20 protein-coding genes and 1 pseudogene are annotated in these 17449 nt (G+C 70.4%); 11 read left to right on the top strand and 10 right to left on the bottom strand.

Annotated elements, in window-relative coordinates:
- Positions 1–69: 69 nt before the first annotated feature.
- The 4 genes from ABZ815_RS37600 to ABZ815_RS37585 all read right to left on the bottom strand — a co-directional run bounded on the left by ABZ815_RS37600 (position 70) and on the right by ABZ815_RS37585 (position 2098).
- Positions 70–246 carry a hypothetical protein gene (locus ABZ815_RS37600; RefSeq protein ID WP_357705966.1) on the bottom strand — a complete coding sequence of 59 codons (177 nt, stop codon included), beginning with the start codon at positions 244–246 and terminating at the stop codon, positions 70–72.
- A gap of 44 nt (positions 247–290) precedes the next feature.
- Positions 291–461 carry a hypothetical protein gene (locus ABZ815_RS37595; protein WP_357705965.1) on the bottom strand — a complete coding sequence of 57 codons (171 nt, stop codon included), beginning with the start codon at positions 459–461 and terminating at the stop codon, positions 291–293.
- A 27-nt stretch (positions 462–488) separates the two neighbouring features.
- Positions 489–677: a hypothetical protein gene (locus ABZ815_RS37590; RefSeq protein WP_357705964.1), complete on the bottom strand. Its 189-nt coding sequence runs from the start codon at positions 675–677 to the stop codon at positions 489–491.
- 74 nt (positions 678–751) lie between these two features.
- Positions 752–2098: a tetratricopeptide repeat protein gene (locus tag ABZ815_RS37585; protein WP_357705963.1), complete on the bottom strand. Its 1347-nt coding sequence runs from the start codon at positions 2096–2098 to the stop codon at positions 752–754.
- An 11-nt stretch (positions 2099–2109) separates the two neighbouring features.
- On the opposite strand from ABZ815_RS37585, the gene ABZ815_RS37580 reads away from it, so the two are divergent.
- A complete protein-coding gene (locus tag ABZ815_RS37580; protein ID WP_357705962.1) occupies positions 2110–2271 on the top strand; it encodes a hypothetical protein in 162 nt (53 codons plus the stop codon).
- 107 nt (positions 2272–2378) lie between these two features.
- The gene (locus ABZ815_RS37575) at positions 2379–2714 is read left to right on the top strand and encodes a hypothetical protein (protein ID WP_357705961.1); all 336 of its coding nucleotides are present in this window, start codon (positions 2379–2381) and stop codon (positions 2712–2714) included.
- A gap of 236 nt (positions 2715–2950) precedes the next feature.
- On the opposite strand, the gene ABZ815_RS37570 is transcribed toward ABZ815_RS37575, so the two are convergent.
- Positions 2951–3535, bottom strand: coding sequence for a TetR/AcrR family transcriptional regulator (locus tag ABZ815_RS37570; protein WP_357705960.1), 585 nt, complete (start codon positions 3533–3535; stop codon positions 2951–2953).
- Positions 3536–3675: 140 nt separating this feature from the next.
- Here ABZ815_RS37570 and ABZ815_RS37565 point away from each other — a divergent pair, with 140 nt between their 5' ends.
- Both ABZ815_RS37565 and ABZ815_RS37560 read left to right on the top strand, forming a co-directional pair.
- On the top strand, positions 3676–4470 hold the full coding sequence (locus tag ABZ815_RS37565; protein ID WP_357705959.1) for an SDR family oxidoreductase: 795 nt from the start codon (positions 3676–3678) through the stop codon (positions 4468–4470).
- Complete coding sequence (locus ABZ815_RS37560; protein ID WP_357705958.1) at positions 4467–5408, top strand: DMT family transporter; 942 nt, start codon at positions 4467–4469, stop codon at positions 5406–5408. The genes ABZ815_RS37565 and ABZ815_RS37560 overlap by 4 nt, the downstream gene beginning before the upstream one ends.
- Here the strand turns inward: ABZ815_RS37560 and ABZ815_RS37555 are convergent.
- Positions 5315–5683, bottom strand: a complete 369-nt coding sequence (locus tag ABZ815_RS37555) for a nucleotide disphospho-sugar-binding domain-containing protein (protein WP_357705957.1) — start codon at positions 5681–5683, stop codon at positions 5315–5317. The two genes, ABZ815_RS37560 and ABZ815_RS37555, sit on opposite strands and share 94 nt — an antisense overlap.
- A gap of 113 nt (positions 5684–5796) precedes the next feature.
- Between ABZ815_RS37555 and ABZ815_RS37550 the strand changes: the two are divergent.
- Positions 5797–8949, top strand: a pseudogene (locus ABZ815_RS37550) (Tn3 family transposase).
- Between the two features lie 118 nt (positions 8950–9067).
- Here ABZ815_RS37550 and ABZ815_RS37545 read toward each other — a convergent pair.
- Complete coding sequence (locus ABZ815_RS37545) at positions 9068–9706, bottom strand: response regulator transcription factor (protein ID WP_357705956.1); 639 nt, start codon at positions 9704–9706, stop codon at positions 9068–9070.
- A 316-nt stretch (positions 9707–10022) separates the two neighbouring features.
- A complete protein-coding gene (locus tag ABZ815_RS37540) occupies positions 10023–11150 on the bottom strand; it encodes a sensor histidine kinase (RefSeq protein ID WP_357705955.1) in 1128 nt (375 codons plus the stop codon).
- A gap of 165 nt (positions 11151–11315) precedes the next feature.
- Here ABZ815_RS37540 and ABZ815_RS37535 point away from each other — a divergent pair, with 165 nt between their 5' ends.
- The 4 genes from ABZ815_RS37535 (at position 11316) to ABZ815_RS37520 (ending at position 15360) form a co-directional block, all read left to right on the top strand.
- On the top strand, positions 11316–12785 hold the full coding sequence (locus ABZ815_RS37535; RefSeq protein ID WP_357705954.1) for an alpha/beta fold hydrolase: 1470 nt from the start codon (positions 11316–11318) through the stop codon (positions 12783–12785).
- Positions 12782–13741, top strand: a complete 960-nt coding sequence (locus tag ABZ815_RS37530) for an ATP-binding cassette domain-containing protein (protein WP_357705953.1) — start codon at positions 12782–12784, stop codon at positions 13739–13741. The genes ABZ815_RS37535 and ABZ815_RS37530 overlap by 4 nt, the downstream gene beginning before the upstream one ends.
- Positions 13738–14490, top strand: a complete 753-nt coding sequence (locus ABZ815_RS37525; protein ID WP_357705952.1) for an ABC transporter permease subunit — start codon at positions 13738–13740, stop codon at positions 14488–14490. The genes ABZ815_RS37530 and ABZ815_RS37525 overlap by 4 nt, the downstream gene beginning before the upstream one ends.
- A 285-nt stretch (positions 14491–14775) precedes the next feature.
- Positions 14776–15360 carry a recombinase family protein gene (locus ABZ815_RS37520; protein ID WP_357705951.1) on the top strand — a complete coding sequence of 195 codons (585 nt, stop codon included), beginning with the start codon at positions 14776–14778 and terminating at the stop codon, positions 15358–15360.
- Between the two features lie 25 nt (positions 15361–15385).
- On the opposite strand, the gene ABZ815_RS37515 is transcribed toward ABZ815_RS37520, so the two are convergent.
- A complete protein-coding gene (locus ABZ815_RS37515; protein WP_357705950.1) occupies positions 15386–15634 on the bottom strand; it encodes a hypothetical protein in 249 nt (82 codons plus the stop codon).
- Between the two features lie 145 nt (positions 15635–15779).
- Positions 15780–16400, bottom strand: a complete 621-nt coding sequence (locus ABZ815_RS37510) for a hypothetical protein (RefSeq protein WP_357705949.1) — start codon at positions 16398–16400, stop codon at positions 15780–15782.
- 94 nt (positions 16401–16494) lie between these two features.
- Here ABZ815_RS37510 and ABZ815_RS37505 point away from each other — a divergent pair, with 94 nt between their 5' ends.
- Both ABZ815_RS37505 and ABZ815_RS37500 read left to right on the top strand, forming a co-directional pair.
- Entirely contained in the window at positions 16495–17001 is a 507-nt protein-coding gene (locus tag ABZ815_RS37505; RefSeq protein WP_357706043.1) for a MauE/DoxX family redox-associated membrane protein, read from the top strand.
- A gap of 156 nt (positions 17002–17157) precedes the next feature.
- Positions 17158–17307 (top strand): hypothetical protein, encoded by a 150-nt coding sequence (locus ABZ815_RS37500; protein ID WP_357705948.1) that lies wholly within the window; start codon positions 17158–17160, stop codon positions 17305–17307.
- The last annotated feature ends 142 nt before the right edge of the window (positions 17308–17449 follow it).

The following is a 17449-nucleotide window of genomic DNA, read 5'->3' as shown; positions in this document are numbered from 1 at the left end:
CCGGTCCGTAACGGGGGTGCCCGGCAGGGGGCGGCCGGGCACCAGATCAATCAGCGAGGCCGCTTACCGCTAGCAATAGCGGCGCGTGCAGTCGCCGCAGTGGCTGCTCCCGTTGGGGTAGAAGCAGCAGTACGCCCCGTTGAACGTGGCACCGCAGCAGTAGTAGCCGCAGTCGGTGGCGCGGGCGATGGCGTGGGGGGCGACCTTTTCCAGGATCCGGTCGGCCAGGTTGGTCAGGGTCTTCATCGAATCTTCCTCCGTTGTCACGGCATGTCGGTCCGCGGCGCCGCTCACACAGCGTTGTTCTCCTGTTTGGCCTCCAGCTCGCCCGCGACGGCGGCGTAGAGTGCGTCGATCCGCGTGGTGTGGTCACGCAACCGCCTGACCACCGCGAGGGTCAACATCAGGTCCACCGCGCACAGCGCGCAGGCGAAGACCACGAGAGCTACCGCGAACGGCATGACTACCTCCGGTTACTTGGGGTTACTTCAGCACCATTTCCGCGCGTCGTAGCTCGTGATGCAGGAACCGCAGTAGCTGTTGCCGTTGGGGTAGTAGCAGCAGTACCTCCAGTAGTCCGCGCGGCAGCACTGGTACTCGCAGTCGGTCGCACGGGCGGTGGCGTGCGGGGCGACTCTCTCCAGGAGCCGGTCGGCCCACCTGGACATCGTGCGCATGGAACCTCCCTTGTGGGGATTGGCCGGTTGCCCGGAGCATGCGCCGAAGGTCTCAGTGGATTCTCAACGGTTTCTCAATGCCTGCGCCCGCTGCCTGATCTTCGTGGCGTTCGCGTCGCCGACGGCCTCGTAGCACTCGATCGCCCGTTTCCACGCCTCGTACGCCGCCTCCACGTTGCTCGCCTCCGCCTGCGTCTCGCCGAGCCTGACCAGCGTCTCGGCGGCCGCGTGCAGGTCGTCGCAGCTCTGCAGCAGGTCGGCGGCACGCTCGTGGCACTCGTCCGCCCGCGCTTGGCCCGCCACCAGCTGGTGTTGTTCAGCGCCCGCGGCTTGCCGATGGCGTCGCCCGCCTGCCTGAACAGTTCCATCGCCCGTACGGCGTGCCCGAGCTCCCGCCCCGGCCTGATCCTGCTCAGCGGCACCGTCAGGCCCAGGTGGACGTGCGCCTCCAGCACCGGCTCGTCGAAGTCGGCGTGCAGCCGCAGCGCCCGCTCGAAGTGGGTGACGGCATCCCCGTCGTGGCCGAGCCGCAGGTGCGCGCGGGCCAGGCTGTTGTGGCAACGCGCCGCGGCCAGCCCGTCGCCCAGGCGTTCCGCCGCGCCGAGCGCGACCTCCTGGACGTCGAGGATCTCCGTCCACGGTCCCCGGCGCTGCCCGAACTCGGAGAACCCCCACCCCAGCAGCCGGGCGTGCCTGTCCAGCCCGGCCGCGACGGCCTCGGCGAGCAGCGCGGGCAGCACCAGCGGCTCCGCGACGAACCAGCGGGTGGCCTGGGCGGGACCCGCGAACGCCTGGACGATCACGCCGGAGCGCGGGGGATCCAGCGGCATGTTCTCCCGGTGCGGATGGCAGGCAGCGCTTGCCGCCGCCGCCGTGTGCACGTAGTGGTCGAGCAGGCGGCGCGTGGCGGCCTGCCGTACGGGCTGGTCGTCTGTGTCACGGCTGCGCTCGGCGGCGTACTCGCGCAGCAGGTCGTGCAGGCGCAGCCGACCGCCCATGCGCAGCTCGACCAGGTTGGCGTGGTCGAGCCGGGTGACCGTCTCCCTGGCCACGGGCACCGGCAGCGCCGCCAGGCTCGACACGGCCGCCAGCGGCAGATGGGCGCCCGAGTCGCGGCCGAGCAGGCGGAACAGCCGGGCGGCGGGTTCGGGCAGGTCGCGGTAGGAGCGACCGAGCACCTCGCGCAGGTCGATGGCCGGATCCTCGTGCGCGAACGGCTCCAGCCCCGGCCGCGCCAGATCGGCGGCGTCGGACAGCGACAGGTCGGTCCTGCACGACAGCCGCGCGCCCACGGTCGCCAGCGCGAGCGGCAGCCGGCCGCACCGGCGGATGGCCTGCTCGGCGGCGTCCGGCTCGGCGCGCAGCCGGGACGCGCCGAGCCGTTCCGACAGCAGCAGCCGCGCGTCGTCCTCGGGCAGCACGTCCAGGCAGCATGGACGCGCCGGCCGTCACCGACAGCCCGGACAGGTCCGAACGGCTGATGATCAGCGTCAGGCAACCCTGCGTGCCCGCGAGCAGCGGACGGACCTGGGCCGCGTCGCGGGCGTCGTCGAGCACGACCAGGACCCGGCGCGAGGACAGCACGCTGCGGTAGAGCCCGGCCTGCTCCTCCAGGCTCACCGGCAGCTCCCCGTCGGGCACGCCGAGCGCGCCGAGCAGCCTGGGCAGCACCGCGGCGGCGTCGCTGGCGCCCAGGTCGGCGTGGAGCTGGCCGTCGGGGTAGCGCTCGCGGTTCAGGTGCGCCCAGCGCAGCGCGAGCGACGACTTGCCCCCGGGCGGGCCGTGGATCACGCGGACGGCAGCCCGCTCGCTGCCCAGCCGTTCGAGCTCGGCCTCGCGGCCGACGAAACAGGCCAGGTCGAGCGGGAATCGCGCGGGCGCGGAGGACTCGGCCGCGCGCGACGCGTGCTTGTCGGCGTGCAGCAACCGCTGGTGCACCCGCTGCCGCTCCGGGCCTGGGGCGACGCCCAGTTCCTCCGCCAGTACGGCACGCGTGTTGGCCCGGCGCTCGGGTCCGTGACACCAGACGCAAAGTAGCTGTGAGTGACTGTAGGCTCCCAGACGCGTGGACATAAGCACCATTAGCGAGCAACGCAACCTGCGGAAACGTGCTCGCCACCGTTATCGGGGCAGGGGGCGCCGGACTGGGCGCCGGACTCATCCCCGAACGCCTGGATCGAAATCCGGAGTCGAGAGCCGCAGCCCTCACGCGCCGCGACCTGCGTCAACGCTCTACTTTGCCCCCAGTGACGGCGACCCGAGCACCGGGCCGTCTAGGGGGCGGAACGGGACGGCCGCGGCCCGGCGCCGTGGAGGAGGGTGTCGATGATGCGCGCCGCGAGCGTGTCGGGGTCGGCGCCTTCCGCGTTGCCGTGGAGCGATTCGCCGATGAGCGCGTAGTAGACCCTGCGCACCCAGTCGAGGTCGGCCTTCTCGTCGATGAGCCCGTCGTTCTGGGCCCTGCGCAGGGTGAGGGCGCAACTGTCGTTGATGTCGCGCTGCAACAGCGAGGCCTCGCTGCCCGGCTCCGCGGGCAGGGCCAGGGCGAAGGCCCAGGCGCTCTTCACCTCCAGCACGTTCGCGGTGATCCTGTGCATCGCGACGAGGGGCGGCGCGGTGTCGGGCCTGCCGTCGTCGATGGCCTTGACGAGCTGGCGGGCCGCTGAGGTGGCGAGCGCGTCGGTGAGCGCCTGCCGGTTGGCGAAGCGCCGGTGGATGGTCGTGCGCGCCACGCCCGCCTCGGCGGCGATCTGTTCCATCGACGCGCCCGGGTCTGCGGCGAGCACGTGTTCTGCCGCCTCCAGGATCACGCGAACGCTGCGTTCCGCGTCCGCGCGCAGTGTCTTGTCACTCATCATGCCTCCGGTATAGCCCACTTAACCAGCAGAATCTTACAGCATCGATGCAGTTCGAAGGCTAACTGCATCATCTGTGTTGCAGATTTTCTGAATATTGATACATACTGCTCTCAGTTGCTCCACCTCACCAAGGGGAAGACATGAACCGCACCGCTCTCGTCACCGGCGCCTCGTCCGGTCTCGGCGCCGAGTTCGCCATCCAGCTCGCCGCCCAGGGACACGACGTGATCCTCGTGGCCCGCTCGGGCGACCGACTGGCCGCGCTCGCCGAGCGCCTCGTCGCCGACCACGGCGTGCGTGCCCACGTGCTGGTCCAGGACCTCGCGAGGCCCGACGCCGCCCGGCGCGTGGCCGAGCAGGTGACAGACCGCGGTCTGCACGTCGACCTGCTGGTCAACAACGCGGGTTTCGGCACGTGCGGCCGCTTCGAGGAGATCTCGACCGGGCGTGACCACGAGCAGTTGATGGTCAACGTGGTCGCCCTCGTGGACCTCACCCACGAACTCCTGCCCGGCATGCTCGCGCGCGGCGGCGGCTCGGTCATCAACGTGGCCTCGAACGCCGGGTTCCAGCCCTCGCCGTACTTCGCGGTGTACGGAGCGTCCAAGGCGTTCGTCCTGAACTTCGGTCTCGCTCTCCGCCAGGAGTACCGCAAGCGCGGCATCCGCGTGCTCACCCTGTGCCCCGGCCCGGTTGAGACCGGCTTCTTCGAGGCCATCGGCACCCGCAACGCCGCCGTCACCGGCTCGTTCACCACGCCGAAGCCGGTCGTGCGCGCCACGTTGCGGGCGCTGGAGCGCGGGCGCGGCTACGTCGTCCCCGGGTTCGGCAACGCGCTGGGCGCGCACCTGACGCCGCGCCGTCCCCGCACGCTGGTCGCGGCGATCGCCGAGCGCGTCACCCGCAAGGTCCTGGTCGCCGAGTCCGCGGCGTGAAGCTCTCCGCTCCCCTCGCCGCGGGCTCGGCGATGCTGCTCGTCGGCACCTCGACCGCGGTATCGGCGACCGTCGCCGCCTACCCCGTCTTCACCGGCCAGGCCCTGCGTTACGCGCTCGCCGCGGTGATCCTCCTGTTCGTCGTCCGTCGTCAGCGGCTCCCCCGCGTCCGGCTGAACGCGCGTGACGTGCTGCTGCTGTTCGCGCTGGCCGGCACCGGCCTCGCCGGGTTCAACCTCTTCCTCGTCGAGGCCACCAGGCACGCGGGCCCCGCGATGATCGGCACGGTCATCGGCGCGGTACCGCTGGTCATGGCGCTCGTGGGACCGTTGTCGGAAGGACGGCGTCCCGCGCTCCGCACGGTCGGCGCGGCCCTCGTGGTCGCGCTCGGCGCGGCGGTCGCCGCCGGGCTCGGATCGGGAAGCGTGAAGGGCCTGCTGCTGTCGCTGGGCGCGCTCGCCGGTGAGGTGGCCTTCTCGCTGCTGGCCGTGCCCTTGCTGCCCAAGCTCGGCCCGCTGCGGGTCGCGGCCTATCCCGCGGCACTGTCGGTGCCGATGCTGCTGATGGCGGGGCTCCTGCTGGAGGGCACGTCGGCGCTTCGGCTGCCGACGGCCGGGGAAGCGGCCGGTTTCGTCTACCTCGGCGCGGTCGTGACGGCCGCGGCCTTCTTCCTCTGGTACGACGCGCTGCGCCGGCTCGGCGCCGACCGCGCGGGACTGTTCGCCGGGCTCGTGCCGGTGGGCGCGTTGCTCACGACCGTCGCCCTCGGCCTCGGCGAGGCGGGTCTCGCCGACGTGGCGGGAGCGCTGGTCGTCGCCCTGGGCGTGGTGCTCGGGGGGCGCGGTCAGCGGGCACCGAGAAGGCGGTTGACCGCCGTGACGACGGGCGCCGCGCCGTCCTCGGCCGCCACGCCCGCGGCCGGCGCCTCGGCCCGTTGACGGAAGCCGGGCTCGGTGAGCGCGGCGGTGAGGGCGTCGGCCAGGCGGGCGGGCGTCAGGCGGCGGAACGGGATCGGCGGCGGCGCCACGCCGAGCGCCGCCAGCCTCGACGCCCAGAACGGCTGGTCGTTCATGACCGGCACCGCCACGGCGGGCACGCCCGCCCGCGCCACGGCTCCCGTCGTGCCGCCGCCGCAGTGGTGGGCCACCGCCGCCACCTGGGGGAACAGCGAGTCGTGCGGGACGTCGGGGTTGAGGAACCCAGGAACAGCCATTGGCGCTGAGAATGATCTTGCTCGAAGTGTGACGTCCGGCTTCGGTGTGTGATCGGGCCAGCTTCGAGATCCGGGCATCTGGCGCGATCGTCGCTTTGACGGTGATCAGTGACATGTCTACCGTTGTCGCCCATGCCGGTGGGGTTTTGTCTGATGACCAGGTCAGGGCGTATACGGCGTTCGATGAGCTGCCGTCACTGTCGGACCTGGAGAAGTTCTTCTTCCTGGACGCGTTCGATCGGGACGTGATCGCGAAGTCACGCCAGGACTCGCATCGCCTGGGCGTGGCCGTTCAGATCGGGACGGTCCGGTACAAGGGGCTGTTCCTAGAGGATCCGCTGGCGGTGCCGTGGCCGGTGGTGGACTATCTGGCCGCGCAGTTGGGAATCGGCGATCCGTCGCAGGTGAAGAGGTACGGGGAGCGGCTGAAGACGGCGTATGAGCACGCGTGGATGATCCGGGACGCTTACGGTTACCGCGACTTTGATGATCACGAGCCGTGGGAGGGGCGGGTGCTGGCGAGGTGGTTCCGGACGTTCCTGCATGGTCGGGTGTGGACGCATGCCGAGGGGCCGACGGCGTTGTTCGATCAGTCGGTGGCGTGGCTGCGCAGGCACCGGGTGTTGCTGCCGGGGGTGACGGTGCTGGAACGCCTGGTAGCCAGCGTCCGTGAGCAGGCCGATGAGCGTTTGTATGCCACGGTGGCGCGTCAGGTAGACCGCGCCGATGCGGCGTTGCGGCGGGAGCTGTCAGGGCTGCTGGTGGTTCCTCCCGGGGCGCGGATGTCGGAGCTGGAGCGGCTGCGGCAGGCGCCCAAGAGGCAGTCGGGCACGGAGATGGCGCGGGCGCTGCAGCGGGTGGACGACATCGCCCGGTTCCGCCTGGGGCGGGTGCGCATCGACAAGGTGCCGGTCCGGCGACTGAAGACGCTCGCCAAGTACGGGGCAGGCAGCAAAGCGCCGCTGCTGGCCCGTCTGCATGAGCCGAGGAAGACCGCGACGATGCTGGCGGTGACCCGGTCACTGGAGGCCGAGGCGATCGACGACGCCCTCGATCTGTTCGCGCTGCTGATAGCCTCGCGGCTGATCTCGCCGGCGCGCCGCAAGTCCTCGGGCGACCGGCTGGCGATGCTGCCGAAGCTGGAGAAAGCCTCCAGGCTCCTGTCCCGGGCGGGCCGGGTGCTGGTTGAGCAGCTCGACCCGGTCGCCGAGGCGGGCGCCGACCTGGACCCAGCGGCGCTGTGGACGGCCGTCATCGCCGAAGCCGGGGCGAGCAAGGAGCAGGTCCTGGCCGCGCTGGAACAGGTCGACCAGCTCGTCCCCGACGACGACGGCGCGGCCGAGGCGGCCCTGCGCGCGGCGCTGGTCGACAAGTACAACACCGTCCGGCCGTTCTTGAAGCTGCTGGGCGAGTCCAAGGCCCTGGGCGCGGCGGCCGGAGGCCGCAAGGTCCTGGCCGCGGTGCGCGCTCTGCCGGAGCTGACGCGCCGGCACGTCTCCCGCAAGCCCCTCATCCCGAAGGAGATCGACGCGTCCCTGGTGACCGCGGCCTGGAAGCGGCCGGTGTTCGCCAACCCCGACCTGCCCGAAGGCGCGGTGGATCGCGACGCCTATGTGGTCTGTGTCCTCGAGGGGCTGTTTCGGGCACTCCAGGTGCGCGACGTGTTCGCCGCACCGTCGCTGCGGTGGGCCGACCCGCGCGCCCACCTGCTGGACGGCAAGGCGTGGGAGGCGATCAGCGAGGACGTGCTCGCCTCCCTGTCGCTCACCGACCCCGTCGAGACCCACCTCGATGCCAAGCTGCTGGCGCTGGACGCGGCGTGGCGGCAGATGGCCGGCCGACTCGAAGAAGCCGGCGACGACGCCCTGGTCCGTGTGGTCACCCCGTCTGACGGACACGCCCGCTTGTCGGTGGAGAAGCTCGGCGCGCTGGGCGAGAGCCCGTCGTTGAAGTGGCTACGTGCGGCCTGCCAGGCGATGCTGCCCCGCATCGACCTGCCCGAACTGCTGCTGGAGGTGCACTCCTGGACGCCTATGTGCACCTGGCCGACATCTCCACGCGCATGCACCACCTGCCCCGATCCCTGGTCGCTCTGCTGATCAGCGAGGCCTGCAACGTCGGCCTCACCCCGGTGATCAAGGACGGGGACGAGGCGCTGACCCGCGGCCGGCTCTCGCACGTCGACCAGAACTACGTGCGGGCCGAGACGCACGCCGCGGCGAACGCGATCCTGATCGAGGCCCAGCGCGGCGTGCCGATTGTGGGGCGGCGGGCTGCTGGCCTCGGTCGACGGGCTGCGGTTCGTCGTCCCGGTCCAGACGATCAACGCCGCCCCCTCGCCGGAGTACTTCGGCTACAAGCGCGGCCTGACGCTCTTGAACGCAGTCAATGATCAAGTGATGGGGATCGGGCAGATGGTCGTGCCCGGGACGCCGCGCGATTCGCTGTACATCCTCGACACCCTGATCAACATCGACGCCGGTCCGCAGCCCGAGGTCGTCACGACCGACCAGGCGTCCGATTCGGACACAGTATTCGGCATCTTCTCCATGCTCGGCTACCGGTTCGCGCCCCGCTTCGCCGACCTGGGCGATCAGCGGTTCTGGCGCTCGGAGGTGCCCGGCAGCAACACCCCGGGCGACTACGGGCCGTTGGAGGCGATCGCCCGTAACAAGATCAACCGGCAGAAGATCTGCACCCAGTGGTCGGATATGACCCGGGTTGCCGGGTCGCTGGTGACCAACCAGGTCCGCGCCTACGACCTGCTGCGCATGTTCGCCCGCAGCGGGCGTCCGACGCCGCTGGGGCAGGCGTTCGCCGAGTACGGCCGGATCGACAAGACGTTGCACCTGCTTTCCATCTTGGACCCGATCGACGACACCTACCGCCGCAAGCTGAACAAGCAGCTCACCGTCCAGGAGTCCCGGCACCGGCTCGCCCGTAAGATCTGCCACGGCAGCAACGGGCAGATCCGCAAGGCGTACCGTGAAGGACAAGAAGACCAACTAGCCGCGTTGGGGCTGGTCGTCAACGCGGTCGCGCTGTGGAACTCGAAGTATCTGTCGGCCGCGGTGGACCGGCTGCACGCCGAAGGCGTCCCGGTCAAGGATGAGGACGCTGCCCGGCTGTCCCCGCTGGGCCACGCCCACCTCAACGTCCTGGGCCGCTACTCCATCTCCTCCTCCGCCCCGGCCGAAGGACTGCGGCAGCTCGGCGAGATCCCGGACCTCCCCGATGGTGGCGGCGTGAACGAGGAGGGGGTGTAGATGCCCGGGCTCGCGGGCCACGACATGCGTCCTGGTCCCGATGCCTTCCTCGCATGCCCGGTGTGCGGGCCGGCGTGGTGGAGCGCTGACGCCGCCGGCGGTCACGGCGCGCGGTCGGCTAACGCGGCGTGACCAGGCGGGCCTCGTAGGCGGCGATGACGAGCTGGGCGCGGTCGCGGGCGTTGAGCTTGGCCAGCAGACGGCCGATATGCGTCTTGACGGTCCCGGGACTCACCTGGAGCTGCACGCTGAGCTCGGCATTGGACAGTCCGTGGGCCACGAGGGTGAGCACTTCGCGCTCCCGGTCCGTCAATGTGTCGAGCCCGTGAAAGGGCTGCTGGGGCGGCCGCTGTACGAACTCCGTGATCAGTCGGGTGGTGACGGTCGGCGCGAGCAGCGTCTCACCCGAGGCCACCACTCGGATCCCCTTCAGGAGGTCGTCCGGAGGCGCGTCCTTGAGCAGGAACCCGCTGGCGCCCGCGCGCAGCGCCGAATAGACGTATTCATCGAGGTCGAACGTGGTCAGGATGAGGACCCGAGTGTCCGCGGCGATCTGCCCGGTCGCGGTGATGCCGTCCATCTCGGGCATTCTGACGTCCATGAGCACCACGTCGGGTGACTCTGTACGCGCGAGCGCCACCGCCTCCCGCCCGTCGGCCGCCTCTCCGACCACGGTGAGATCGTCCTCCGAGTCGATCAGCAGGCGGAAACTGCCGCGCAGGAGCGCCTGATCGTCGGCGATGAGCACCCGAATCACGAGCCTCCCCCTGCCGCACCCACCCGGAGCAGGCCCGGCCCGGTCCGCGGACGTCCTGTCCGGACCCGCCGACTCCGCTTCCTCCGGCTCATGCTCGTGATCCTCGTCATCACGTCCATCATGACCGATCCGCGCCTACCGCTCGCACCACGTCGATGCTTTCTCGGAACGCCGGCCGTACGTACATCCATCATCCATGCGCCACTGCGGCGCTCTGTCGAATGGACCTGCCGTTCGCGCACGCACGCGCTCGCCGGAAGGTGTCCGGCGCCGCACCCCCTCCCTCCGTCGAGAGAGAGTGGAACTCCCAGGCGGGTCACGGGATCTCCCATGACGCGTGCACGCCGAACCCCCGTCCCGGGAGCGGGCCGGCCTCGAAGGTGCCGCCGTACAGCAGCGCCCGTTCGCGCATTCCGGCCAGCCCGTGCCCACCCGGCCGCCCCGGCAGCACCCTCTGCCCAGGCCCATCGTCGAGCACGGAGATCCGCAACCTCCCATCGGCGACCGACACGCTGGCCTGGCAGTGGGCGGGAGCGGCGTGCTTGACGACGTTGGTGATCGCCTCCTGGACGATGCGGTAAACGGCCAGCGCCATGCTGTCGGGCACGGCTCCGTCCACCGACAGATCGACTTGCACGCCGGCCTCCGCCGCCTGGCGCGCCAGGGACGGCAGGTCGGCGAGCCGGGGGAGCGGTGTGCTGTCGGGCGCGCTGCCGGGTGCGCGCAGCACGCCGAGAAAATGGCGCATCTCCGCGAGCGAGCTACGCCCGATCTCCTCGATGGCCCGCAACGCCTTGCGCCCTTCCTCTGGGTGCTTGTCCAGGACCTTGGCCGCCACCCCCGCCTTGACGGTGATCATGCTCATCGAATGGGCGACGACGTCGTGCAGCTCGCGCGCGATCCGCAGGCGTTCGTCGGCCGCCGCCTTCTCGGCCTGCATCCTGGCCTCGCGGGCGGCGAACTCGCGGCGGGTGCGCGCCGCCGTGCCAAGACTCCAGCTCGCTGCGAGGAGCAGCCAGGCCGTACCGAGGATGAAGACGGGGTCGGGCCAGCCGTTCGAATATCGTGCTGGGCCCGGCATCGAGACCAGCAGCGACCCTCCGTTGACGAGCAGGCCCGACACCAGGGCGATCGCCGATCGCCACACCGGCCGGCCGGCCGCCACCGGGTAGATGGCCAGGGCCACCACGGCCGTCGCCATCAGCCGGTTGCTCTGCAGCGCCAGCACGGCAAGGCCGATCAGGAGCGCACCGTAGTAGGCGGGCTCCGGCCATACCCGCCGCACCGCCACGGGCACCGCGAGCAGCCAGCAGAGCACGGTGGTCACGGCGTTCGTGGTCAGTTCCGGCGGACTCGCCGTGGACGCCAGCGCGAGCAGCACCGCGACCACGGTGTCGGCCAGGATGAGCAGCCAGGGCGGAGGCCGTCGGGCGAGCAGATTCACAGCCCGACGTTATCGAGGAACGGCCGGGGGCGAATCGGAGCACGGTCCGTCAGACCAGGGTCATACTCCGCCCACATACGCCCGCACCGTATGACCCTGGTCCAATCCCAAAGATCGGATCTGGCTCCGATGTGCGGCCCACCGCCGTACAGCATCGTTGCTGCCATGAACCGACGCAGACTCATCGCCCTGTGCCTGGCGGCCTGTCTCGCCGTGCCGCTCGGTGGTATCGCGCTGGCCTCGGCGCAGGCCCACGGCCTCGTGTGGAAAGACTGTGGTGACGGCCTGCGATGCGCCGAATTGGTCGTTCCCGTGGACTGGGCCGATCCTGGCGGGCCCAGAACCTCGGTGCACGTGGCCAAACTGCCCGCGACGGGCAAGAGCATCGGGCCGCTGATCGTCAACTTCGGAGGGCCCGGCACCAGCACGTCGATGCTCAGGCGGAAAAGCCAGCCCGATGCTCCGGCGGAGCTGCCGAACCTGCTTGATGAGTTGCAGAGGAGCTTCGACGTCATCGCCATCGATCCGCGCGGGATGTCGGAGCCCGCGGGCGGCAAGAGAGTGAGCTGCGCGGAGCCCGGGGCCTCCATCTTCGGACTGCTCCTGGCCAGGACGAAGCAGGACTGGGACGCCCACGCCGCCAAGAACGCGGCCCACCAGGCAAGTTGCCGCAAAATGGCCAAATCGGCCTGGCGCGGGATAACGGCATGGAACGTGGCGCACGACATCGACGCCCTGCGCGCCGCACTCGGCCAGGACAAGGTCATCTACGCGGGCAACTCCTACGGGACCGTCTACGCCCAAGCCTACCTGGAGCTGTTCCCGCAGCGGGTCGGCCGGATGTACTTCGACGGCACCGCCGATCACACCCAGCAGGACTTCGAGCCCTGGATCCGCAACTACGCGCTCACGCAGGAGCGCCATCTCGCTCGCTTCCGCGACTGGTGCGCCCGCCGCACCGACTGCGCCCTGCACGGCAGGGACGCGGGCAAGGCATGGGACGAGCTCGTCGCCAGGGTGCAGCGCGCGCCACTGCCGGCGTCGGCCGGACGGACGGTGACCGAGGGGCAGCTGTACGCCGGCGCGGTCAAAGGCATGAATCCGGCGCTCTGGCCCCAGCTCGCCACTGCCATCCGCAAGGCCCTCGACAGCGACGCCGGCGGCTTCCTGGAGGGGGAACTGCTCCCGGATGAGGGCGGCACGTCCGTGAGCCAAGACTCCTTGTGCAACGACTTCATGCCGAAGCCGCCGACGTACGAAGAGTTCCAGGGCATCGAGGCCAGACTCCATGAGATCGCGCCGAGGTTCGGCTGGCTCGAGGGACGCTTCGAGCTCGGGCGGTGCTGGGGCCGCAGCGGGGGCGCGTCCTGGGCGCCGCACCTGTTGCGTGTGAAGGACGCCCCGCCGATCCTCTTCGCGATCGGGGAGCTCGACAACAACACCAACTATCGCGGGCAGGCGCACGTGGCCGAGCAGATCCCGTCCGCGCGCGTCCTGTGGCACGGCGACGGCCACGCGTCGTGGGCAGCCAACATCTGCCTGCGGCGGCACGTCAATGCTTACCTGACCACGGGGGGGCTGCCCGCGCCGGGCACGCGTTGCCCGGCCGAGCGGATTCAGAAGGTGGGCAAATGATCGAGGTCACAGACCTGACGAAGCTGTACGGCTCCACCCGCGCGGTGTCCAGGCTCACGTTCGACGTCAAACCCGGACAGGTCACCGGCTTCCTCGGGCACAACGGCGCCGGCAAGTCCACCACCATGCGCATGATCCTCGGCCTCCACACGCCCACCTCGGGCAAGGCGTTGATCAACGGCGTCCGCAAACACGACCTGCGCGACCCCATGCGCGAGGTCGGCGCCATGCTCGACGCGGCCGAGGTGCAGGGCGGGCGCAGCGCGTTCGCTCACCTCCAGGCGCTGGCGCATGCCGGCGGGATCGGGCGCCGCAGGGTCGTGGAGGTGCTGGAGGAGGTCGGCCTGGCCGGGGCGGCGCGCAAGCGGATCGCCGGGTTCTCTCAGGGGATGCGCCAGCGCCTTGGTATTGCGGCGGCGCTGCTCGGTGACCCGGGCGTGCTCATTCTCGACGAGCCGGTCAACGGTCTCGACCCCGACGGCATTCGCTGGCTCAGGACACTGCTCAGATCCCTGGCCGCCGAGGGGCGCACCGTCCTGCTGTCGAGCCACCTCATGACCGAGATGTCCCTTACCGCCGACCGGCTCATCATCATCGGCCAGGGCCGGCTGATCGAGGACACCTCAACGGCGGACCTGCTGGCCCGTTTCCAGAGCGGCGTACTGGTCCGATCCCCCCACGCGGCCCGCCTGTCCAGGGCACTCGAAGCGGCCGGCGCAACCATACACCCCGCTCAGGACACCGACACCGATGAGGAGCCGGTGCCTGGCCGGCCCGCAGCGGCTGGAGTCGATACGCGCCCCGTGCGGGACGCCCGGGCCGGAGAGGAATTGCTGGTGACCGGCCTGACCGCAGCCGCCATCGGCGACATCGCCCTGGCGAACGGCTGCGCCGTTCACGAGTTGGTGTCGCGCCGGACATCACTAGAGGAAGCCTTCATGGAGATCACCCAATGATCAACGTCGTCGCATCGGAATGGCTCAAGCTACGCTCGCTCCGAGCCACCTACTACGTCCTGGCCTCCACGCTCTCGGCCCTTGCGCTCACCGGCTTCGCCGCCTACTCGATCTCGCGCAACTTCGACACCAACGGCCCCGGCGGCGATCCCGTCGGCACGGGTATCAGCCTCAGCGCCGACATTCCGCCTGTGCTGTTCGGCATGCTGGGCGTGTTCACCATCTCCGGCGAGTACGCCACCGGCATGATCAGACTCACGCTGACCACGATCCGGAGCCGGTGGACGCTCCTTGTGGCCAAGGCCGTTGTGGTGGCCGCCGTGGCCGCTGTCGCGGGCCAGGTGCTGGCGTTCGCCACCTACTTCACCGCACAGGCCGTGGTGGCCGGGCGTCCGATCGGTGCCTCGTTCGCCGAACATGCGGCCCTGGCCGAGGTTCTGACTACCGGCGCCGGCTCCGCCGTCGCCGGAGTGATGGGGCTGGGCCTGGCCACGGTCCTGCGGTCGACACCGGGAGCGCTCATCGTGCTGGTCGTCCTCCCGCTGTCCCCGACCGTGCTCGAGCGCTTCCTCCCGGCTCCGTGGAACGACTGGATCAGCTCCTTGACGATTCCGTCGCTGGCCAGGCAACTGGCCACCGTACCCGACGCAGGAGCCTTCGATCCCTCAACGGCCGCCGTCATCCTGGTGGGTTACGTCGTGGTGTCCCTCCTGCTGGCAACCCTGGCGATCAACCACCGCGACGCCTGACCGGACACTTATGGGCGGCCATGTACGTGGAAGGACAGCTATCACGTACATAGCCGCCCGCCGCTTCGCTACGGGTCGGGGCCGCGCCCGAGGTATGTGGGGTGAGTGCCACCACAGCCGCGCACAAGGGAGATCCAGAACGTGGCCGGGATGAATTGACGTTCCGTAAGGGGATCCTCAACCGGAACACCCACCAGCCGAGACAGACACCCAGGTCGAGGTGTTCCGTATAGGTGTTCCACACACTGCTCCGGTGAAGGCCCCCTATCCGGAACACTTGGGCACGTGAACGGAACCCGCGTCGGCTACGCCCGCTGCTCCACCGACGGACAAGACGTCATCATCCAGACCGAGCAGCTCCTGGCCCTCGGCGTCCCCGAGGATCGCATCTACATCGACCGCGGCGTCTCCGGAACCACCCGACGCAACCGCGCCGGCCTCGACCAGGCCCTCGCCGCCGTCTGGGACGGGACGGTCTTCACCGTCACCAAGTTCGACCGGTTCGCCCGCAACATGGCCGAGGCCAACGAGACCCTGACCGGCCTGTCCGGCCGTGGCGTCCTGTTCGGACTGGGCGCCTCCGTCTACGACTGGAACGACCCGTTCGGCCGGCTGTTCCTGCAAACCCTCGCCATGGTCGCCGAGTTCGAAGCCAACCTCGGGCACCTGCGTACCCGCGAGGGCATGGCCCTGGCCAAGAAGAACGGCAAGCTCAAGGGCAAGCAACCCAAACTGCCTGAACCCGCCCGGCGCTCCATCCGCCGGCGCTACGCCGAGGGCGAGGTGTCCCTGGCCGACCTTGCCACCGAGTACAGCGTCGGCCGCTCCACCATCCACCGCATCATCCACGGGCCAGAGACCTCCAGGTAGAGCGATCACGCACCGAAGCTGGACGTCACACTTCACCCAAGATCATTCTCAGCGCCAACGGCTGCTCCTGGGTTCCCCGACCCCGGACGTCGCCGACGCCCAGCACGTCGTCGGTGATCGGCCCCTCTCTACCTGTCTGCACCACTCCGCGCAGACCCGCCCGCCGCAGGGCGTCCACGACCAGTTCCGTGTACGGCTCGGCCCGCGTGCCCGCCAGGCCGCCGAAGCCGACGAACACCGGCGCGGGACCCGCGCCCAGGAAGTCCGTCAGCACGGGATCCGGCTGCCAGCCCCTCGGACGGACCGGTCACCAGTAGCCGGTGACCTCCAGCCCGGGACGCCAGCCGGTCGGCCGGGGCACGACGAGCGGGCTGAAGCCGTGGAAGTCCGGCCGTCCGGGAGCCCCCGGTTACTCACAGCTACTTTGCGTCTGGTGGCACGGACCCGAGCGGAGGGCCATGTTGGCGAAGCGGGCGAGCGCCTCCGCCGTACGGCCGCCGGAGTGCAGCGCCTCGATCAGCGGCGCCAGCGCTGCCACGGCCGCGCCCGGATCGGTCTCGGTCACGGCGCGCCCAGCGCAGCGAGACCTCCTTGCGCTCCTCGCCCAGCGCCCTTCGGGCCCGTTCCACCCACTCGCCGGGCACCCCCGCCAGCGGTTCGCCGCGCCACAGCGTGAGCACCTCCTCCAGCAGTGGCCCCGGATCGGGTGCGGTGACCGCGCGCTCGGCCAGCGTGCGGAAGCGGGTGACGTCGACTGCTGACTCGTCCACGTCGAGCAGGTAGCCGCCCAGCCTGCCTAACACGTCGCCGTCGTCGCCGAGCACCTCGCGGTGGATCTGGGTAATGATCGTGTACAGGGTCTTCCTGGCGCCGTTCGGCACCTGCTCTCCCCAGATCCTGTTCTCCAGCGTCTCCCCCGATACGACGTGCCCGACCTTCCAGGCCGGCGCGGCCAGTGCGAGCGCCACCTGCGGAGGACGTATCGGGATGATCTTGCCCGCGCGTTCCAGTTCGACCGGCCCAAGCAACGGAATCAGCACGATCTCGAGCGTAGTCATTGAGATGGCGTTGAGAAATCGCTGAGAACGACGGGCCATACTGCGTGCAGTGTCGTCGTGGACGGAGACGGTGATCATGCTTTACGTCGCTGTTGGGTGTCGTGTGCTGCTGGTCATCGTGTTCGCGGTGGCGCTGGCGAGCAAGGTCTCCGGGCGCGAGGCGTGGCGGCGTTTCGCCACGTCGGTGACGGACATGACGACCTGGCGCTCGCCGGCCGTCCCGTTCGCCGTGGCGGCGGGCGAGGCCGCGGTGATCGTGCTGACCGCGGTGCCGTTGGGGTGGGCGGGCGCGGCCGGGTTCACGCTGGCGGCCGTGCTGCTGGGCGGGTTCACCGTCGCTACCCTGCTGGTCATGCGGCGGGGCGCCGCGGTGCCCTGCCGGTGCTTCGGCGCTTCGGAGACACCGCTCGGGGTGCCGCACGTCGTCCGTAACCTAGTGCTCGTTTCGCTGGCCGTACTGGGACTGGTGGCTACGGCGGGATCGGGTGCCGCGGACGTGGGGATCGCGGTGCTGGCCGGGCTGCTCGGCGCGGCGCTCGGGGTGCTCTTCACCCGCTGGGACGACCTGGTGTCACTGGTCTAGGTTGGCCGGGTTCTCGCTGTCCGGAGCCTGCGTGGCCGGGATGATCGGGGCGAGGGCGGAGGCGGGGCTGCCCGCGAGCGCGGCGCTCCCACGCTGCGCAGGATCGTGCCCGCGCGGCGGACCGCCTCGGCTTGCGGGGCGGGCAGGTGGCGGCGCATGGTCCGCTCCTTGCGCCACCGCTCGCGTGCCCTGGCCCTGCGCTCGGCGCGCAGGTACCCGACCAGGCGGTCGCGGTCCTGGGTGGCGCCCGCGCAGCAGCCGTTTCAGCTCGCGCTCCTGCTCCTCGACGTGCGAGCCGAAGCGTAAAGGCTGCGCGCGATGGTCGACGCTCTGCCGGACGGCACCCCCGCAGGACGGCGTGACCGCGCCGTCCTGGTGCTCGGCTTCGCGTTGATGGGCCCGCCGCTCGCAGATCGCCGACATCGACATCGGCGACCTCACCTTTACC

It is taken from the genome of Nonomuraea sp. NPDC047529 (assembly GCF_040642995.1).
Lineage (GTDB): Bacteria > Actinomycetota > Actinomycetes > Streptosporangiales > Streptosporangiaceae > Nonomuraea.
This window is presented reverse-complemented; position numbering and strand designations above follow the sequence as displayed.

Bases quoted from the DNA above. Each gene is read 5' to 3' on its own strand.
- ABZ815_RS37580 (WP_357705962.1), top strand. From the start codon at position 2,110: ATGGACGCGCCGGCCGTCACCGACAGCCCGGACAGGTCCGAACGGCTG.
- ABZ815_RS37590 (WP_357705964.1), bottom strand. From the start codon at position 677: ATGCGCACGATGTCCAGGTGGGCCGACCGGCTCCTGGAGAGAGTCGCC.
- ABZ815_RS37600 (WP_357705966.1), bottom strand. From the start codon at position 246: ATGAAGACCCTGACCAACCTGGCCGACCGGATCCTGGAAAAGGTCGCC.
- ABZ815_RS37505 (WP_357706043.1), top strand. From the start codon at position 16,495: ATGCTTTACGTCGCTGTTGGGTGTCGTGTGCTGCTGGTCATCGTGTTC.
- ABZ815_RS37535 (WP_357705954.1), top strand. From the start codon at position 11,316: ATGAACCGACGCAGACTCATCGCCCTGTGCCTGGCGGCCTGTCTCGCC.
- ABZ815_RS37565 (WP_357705959.1), top strand. From the start codon at position 3,676: ATGAACCGCACCGCTCTCGTCACCGGCGCCTCGTCCGGTCTCGGCGCC.
- ABZ815_RS37595 (WP_357705965.1), bottom strand. From the start codon at position 461: ATGCCGTTCGCGGTAGCTCTCGTGGTCTTCGCCTGCGCGCTGTGCGCG.
- ABZ815_RS37530 (WP_357705953.1), top strand. From the start codon at position 12,782: ATGATCGAGGTCACAGACCTGACGAAGCTGTACGGCTCCACCCGCGCG.
- ABZ815_RS37555 (WP_357705957.1), bottom strand. From the start codon at position 5,683: ATGGCTGTTCCTGGGTTCCTCAACCCCGACGTCCCGCACGACTCGCTG.
- ABZ815_RS37570 (WP_357705960.1), bottom strand. From the start codon at position 3,535: ATGATGAGTGACAAGACACTGCGCGCGGACGCGGAACGCAGCGTTCGC.
- ABZ815_RS37525 (WP_357705952.1), top strand. From the start codon at position 13,738: ATGATCAACGTCGTCGCATCGGAATGGCTCAAGCTACGCTCGCTCCGA.
- ABZ815_RS37500 (WP_357705948.1), top strand. From the start codon at position 17,158: ATGGTCCGCTCCTTGCGCCACCGCTCGCGTGCCCTGGCCCTGCGCTCG.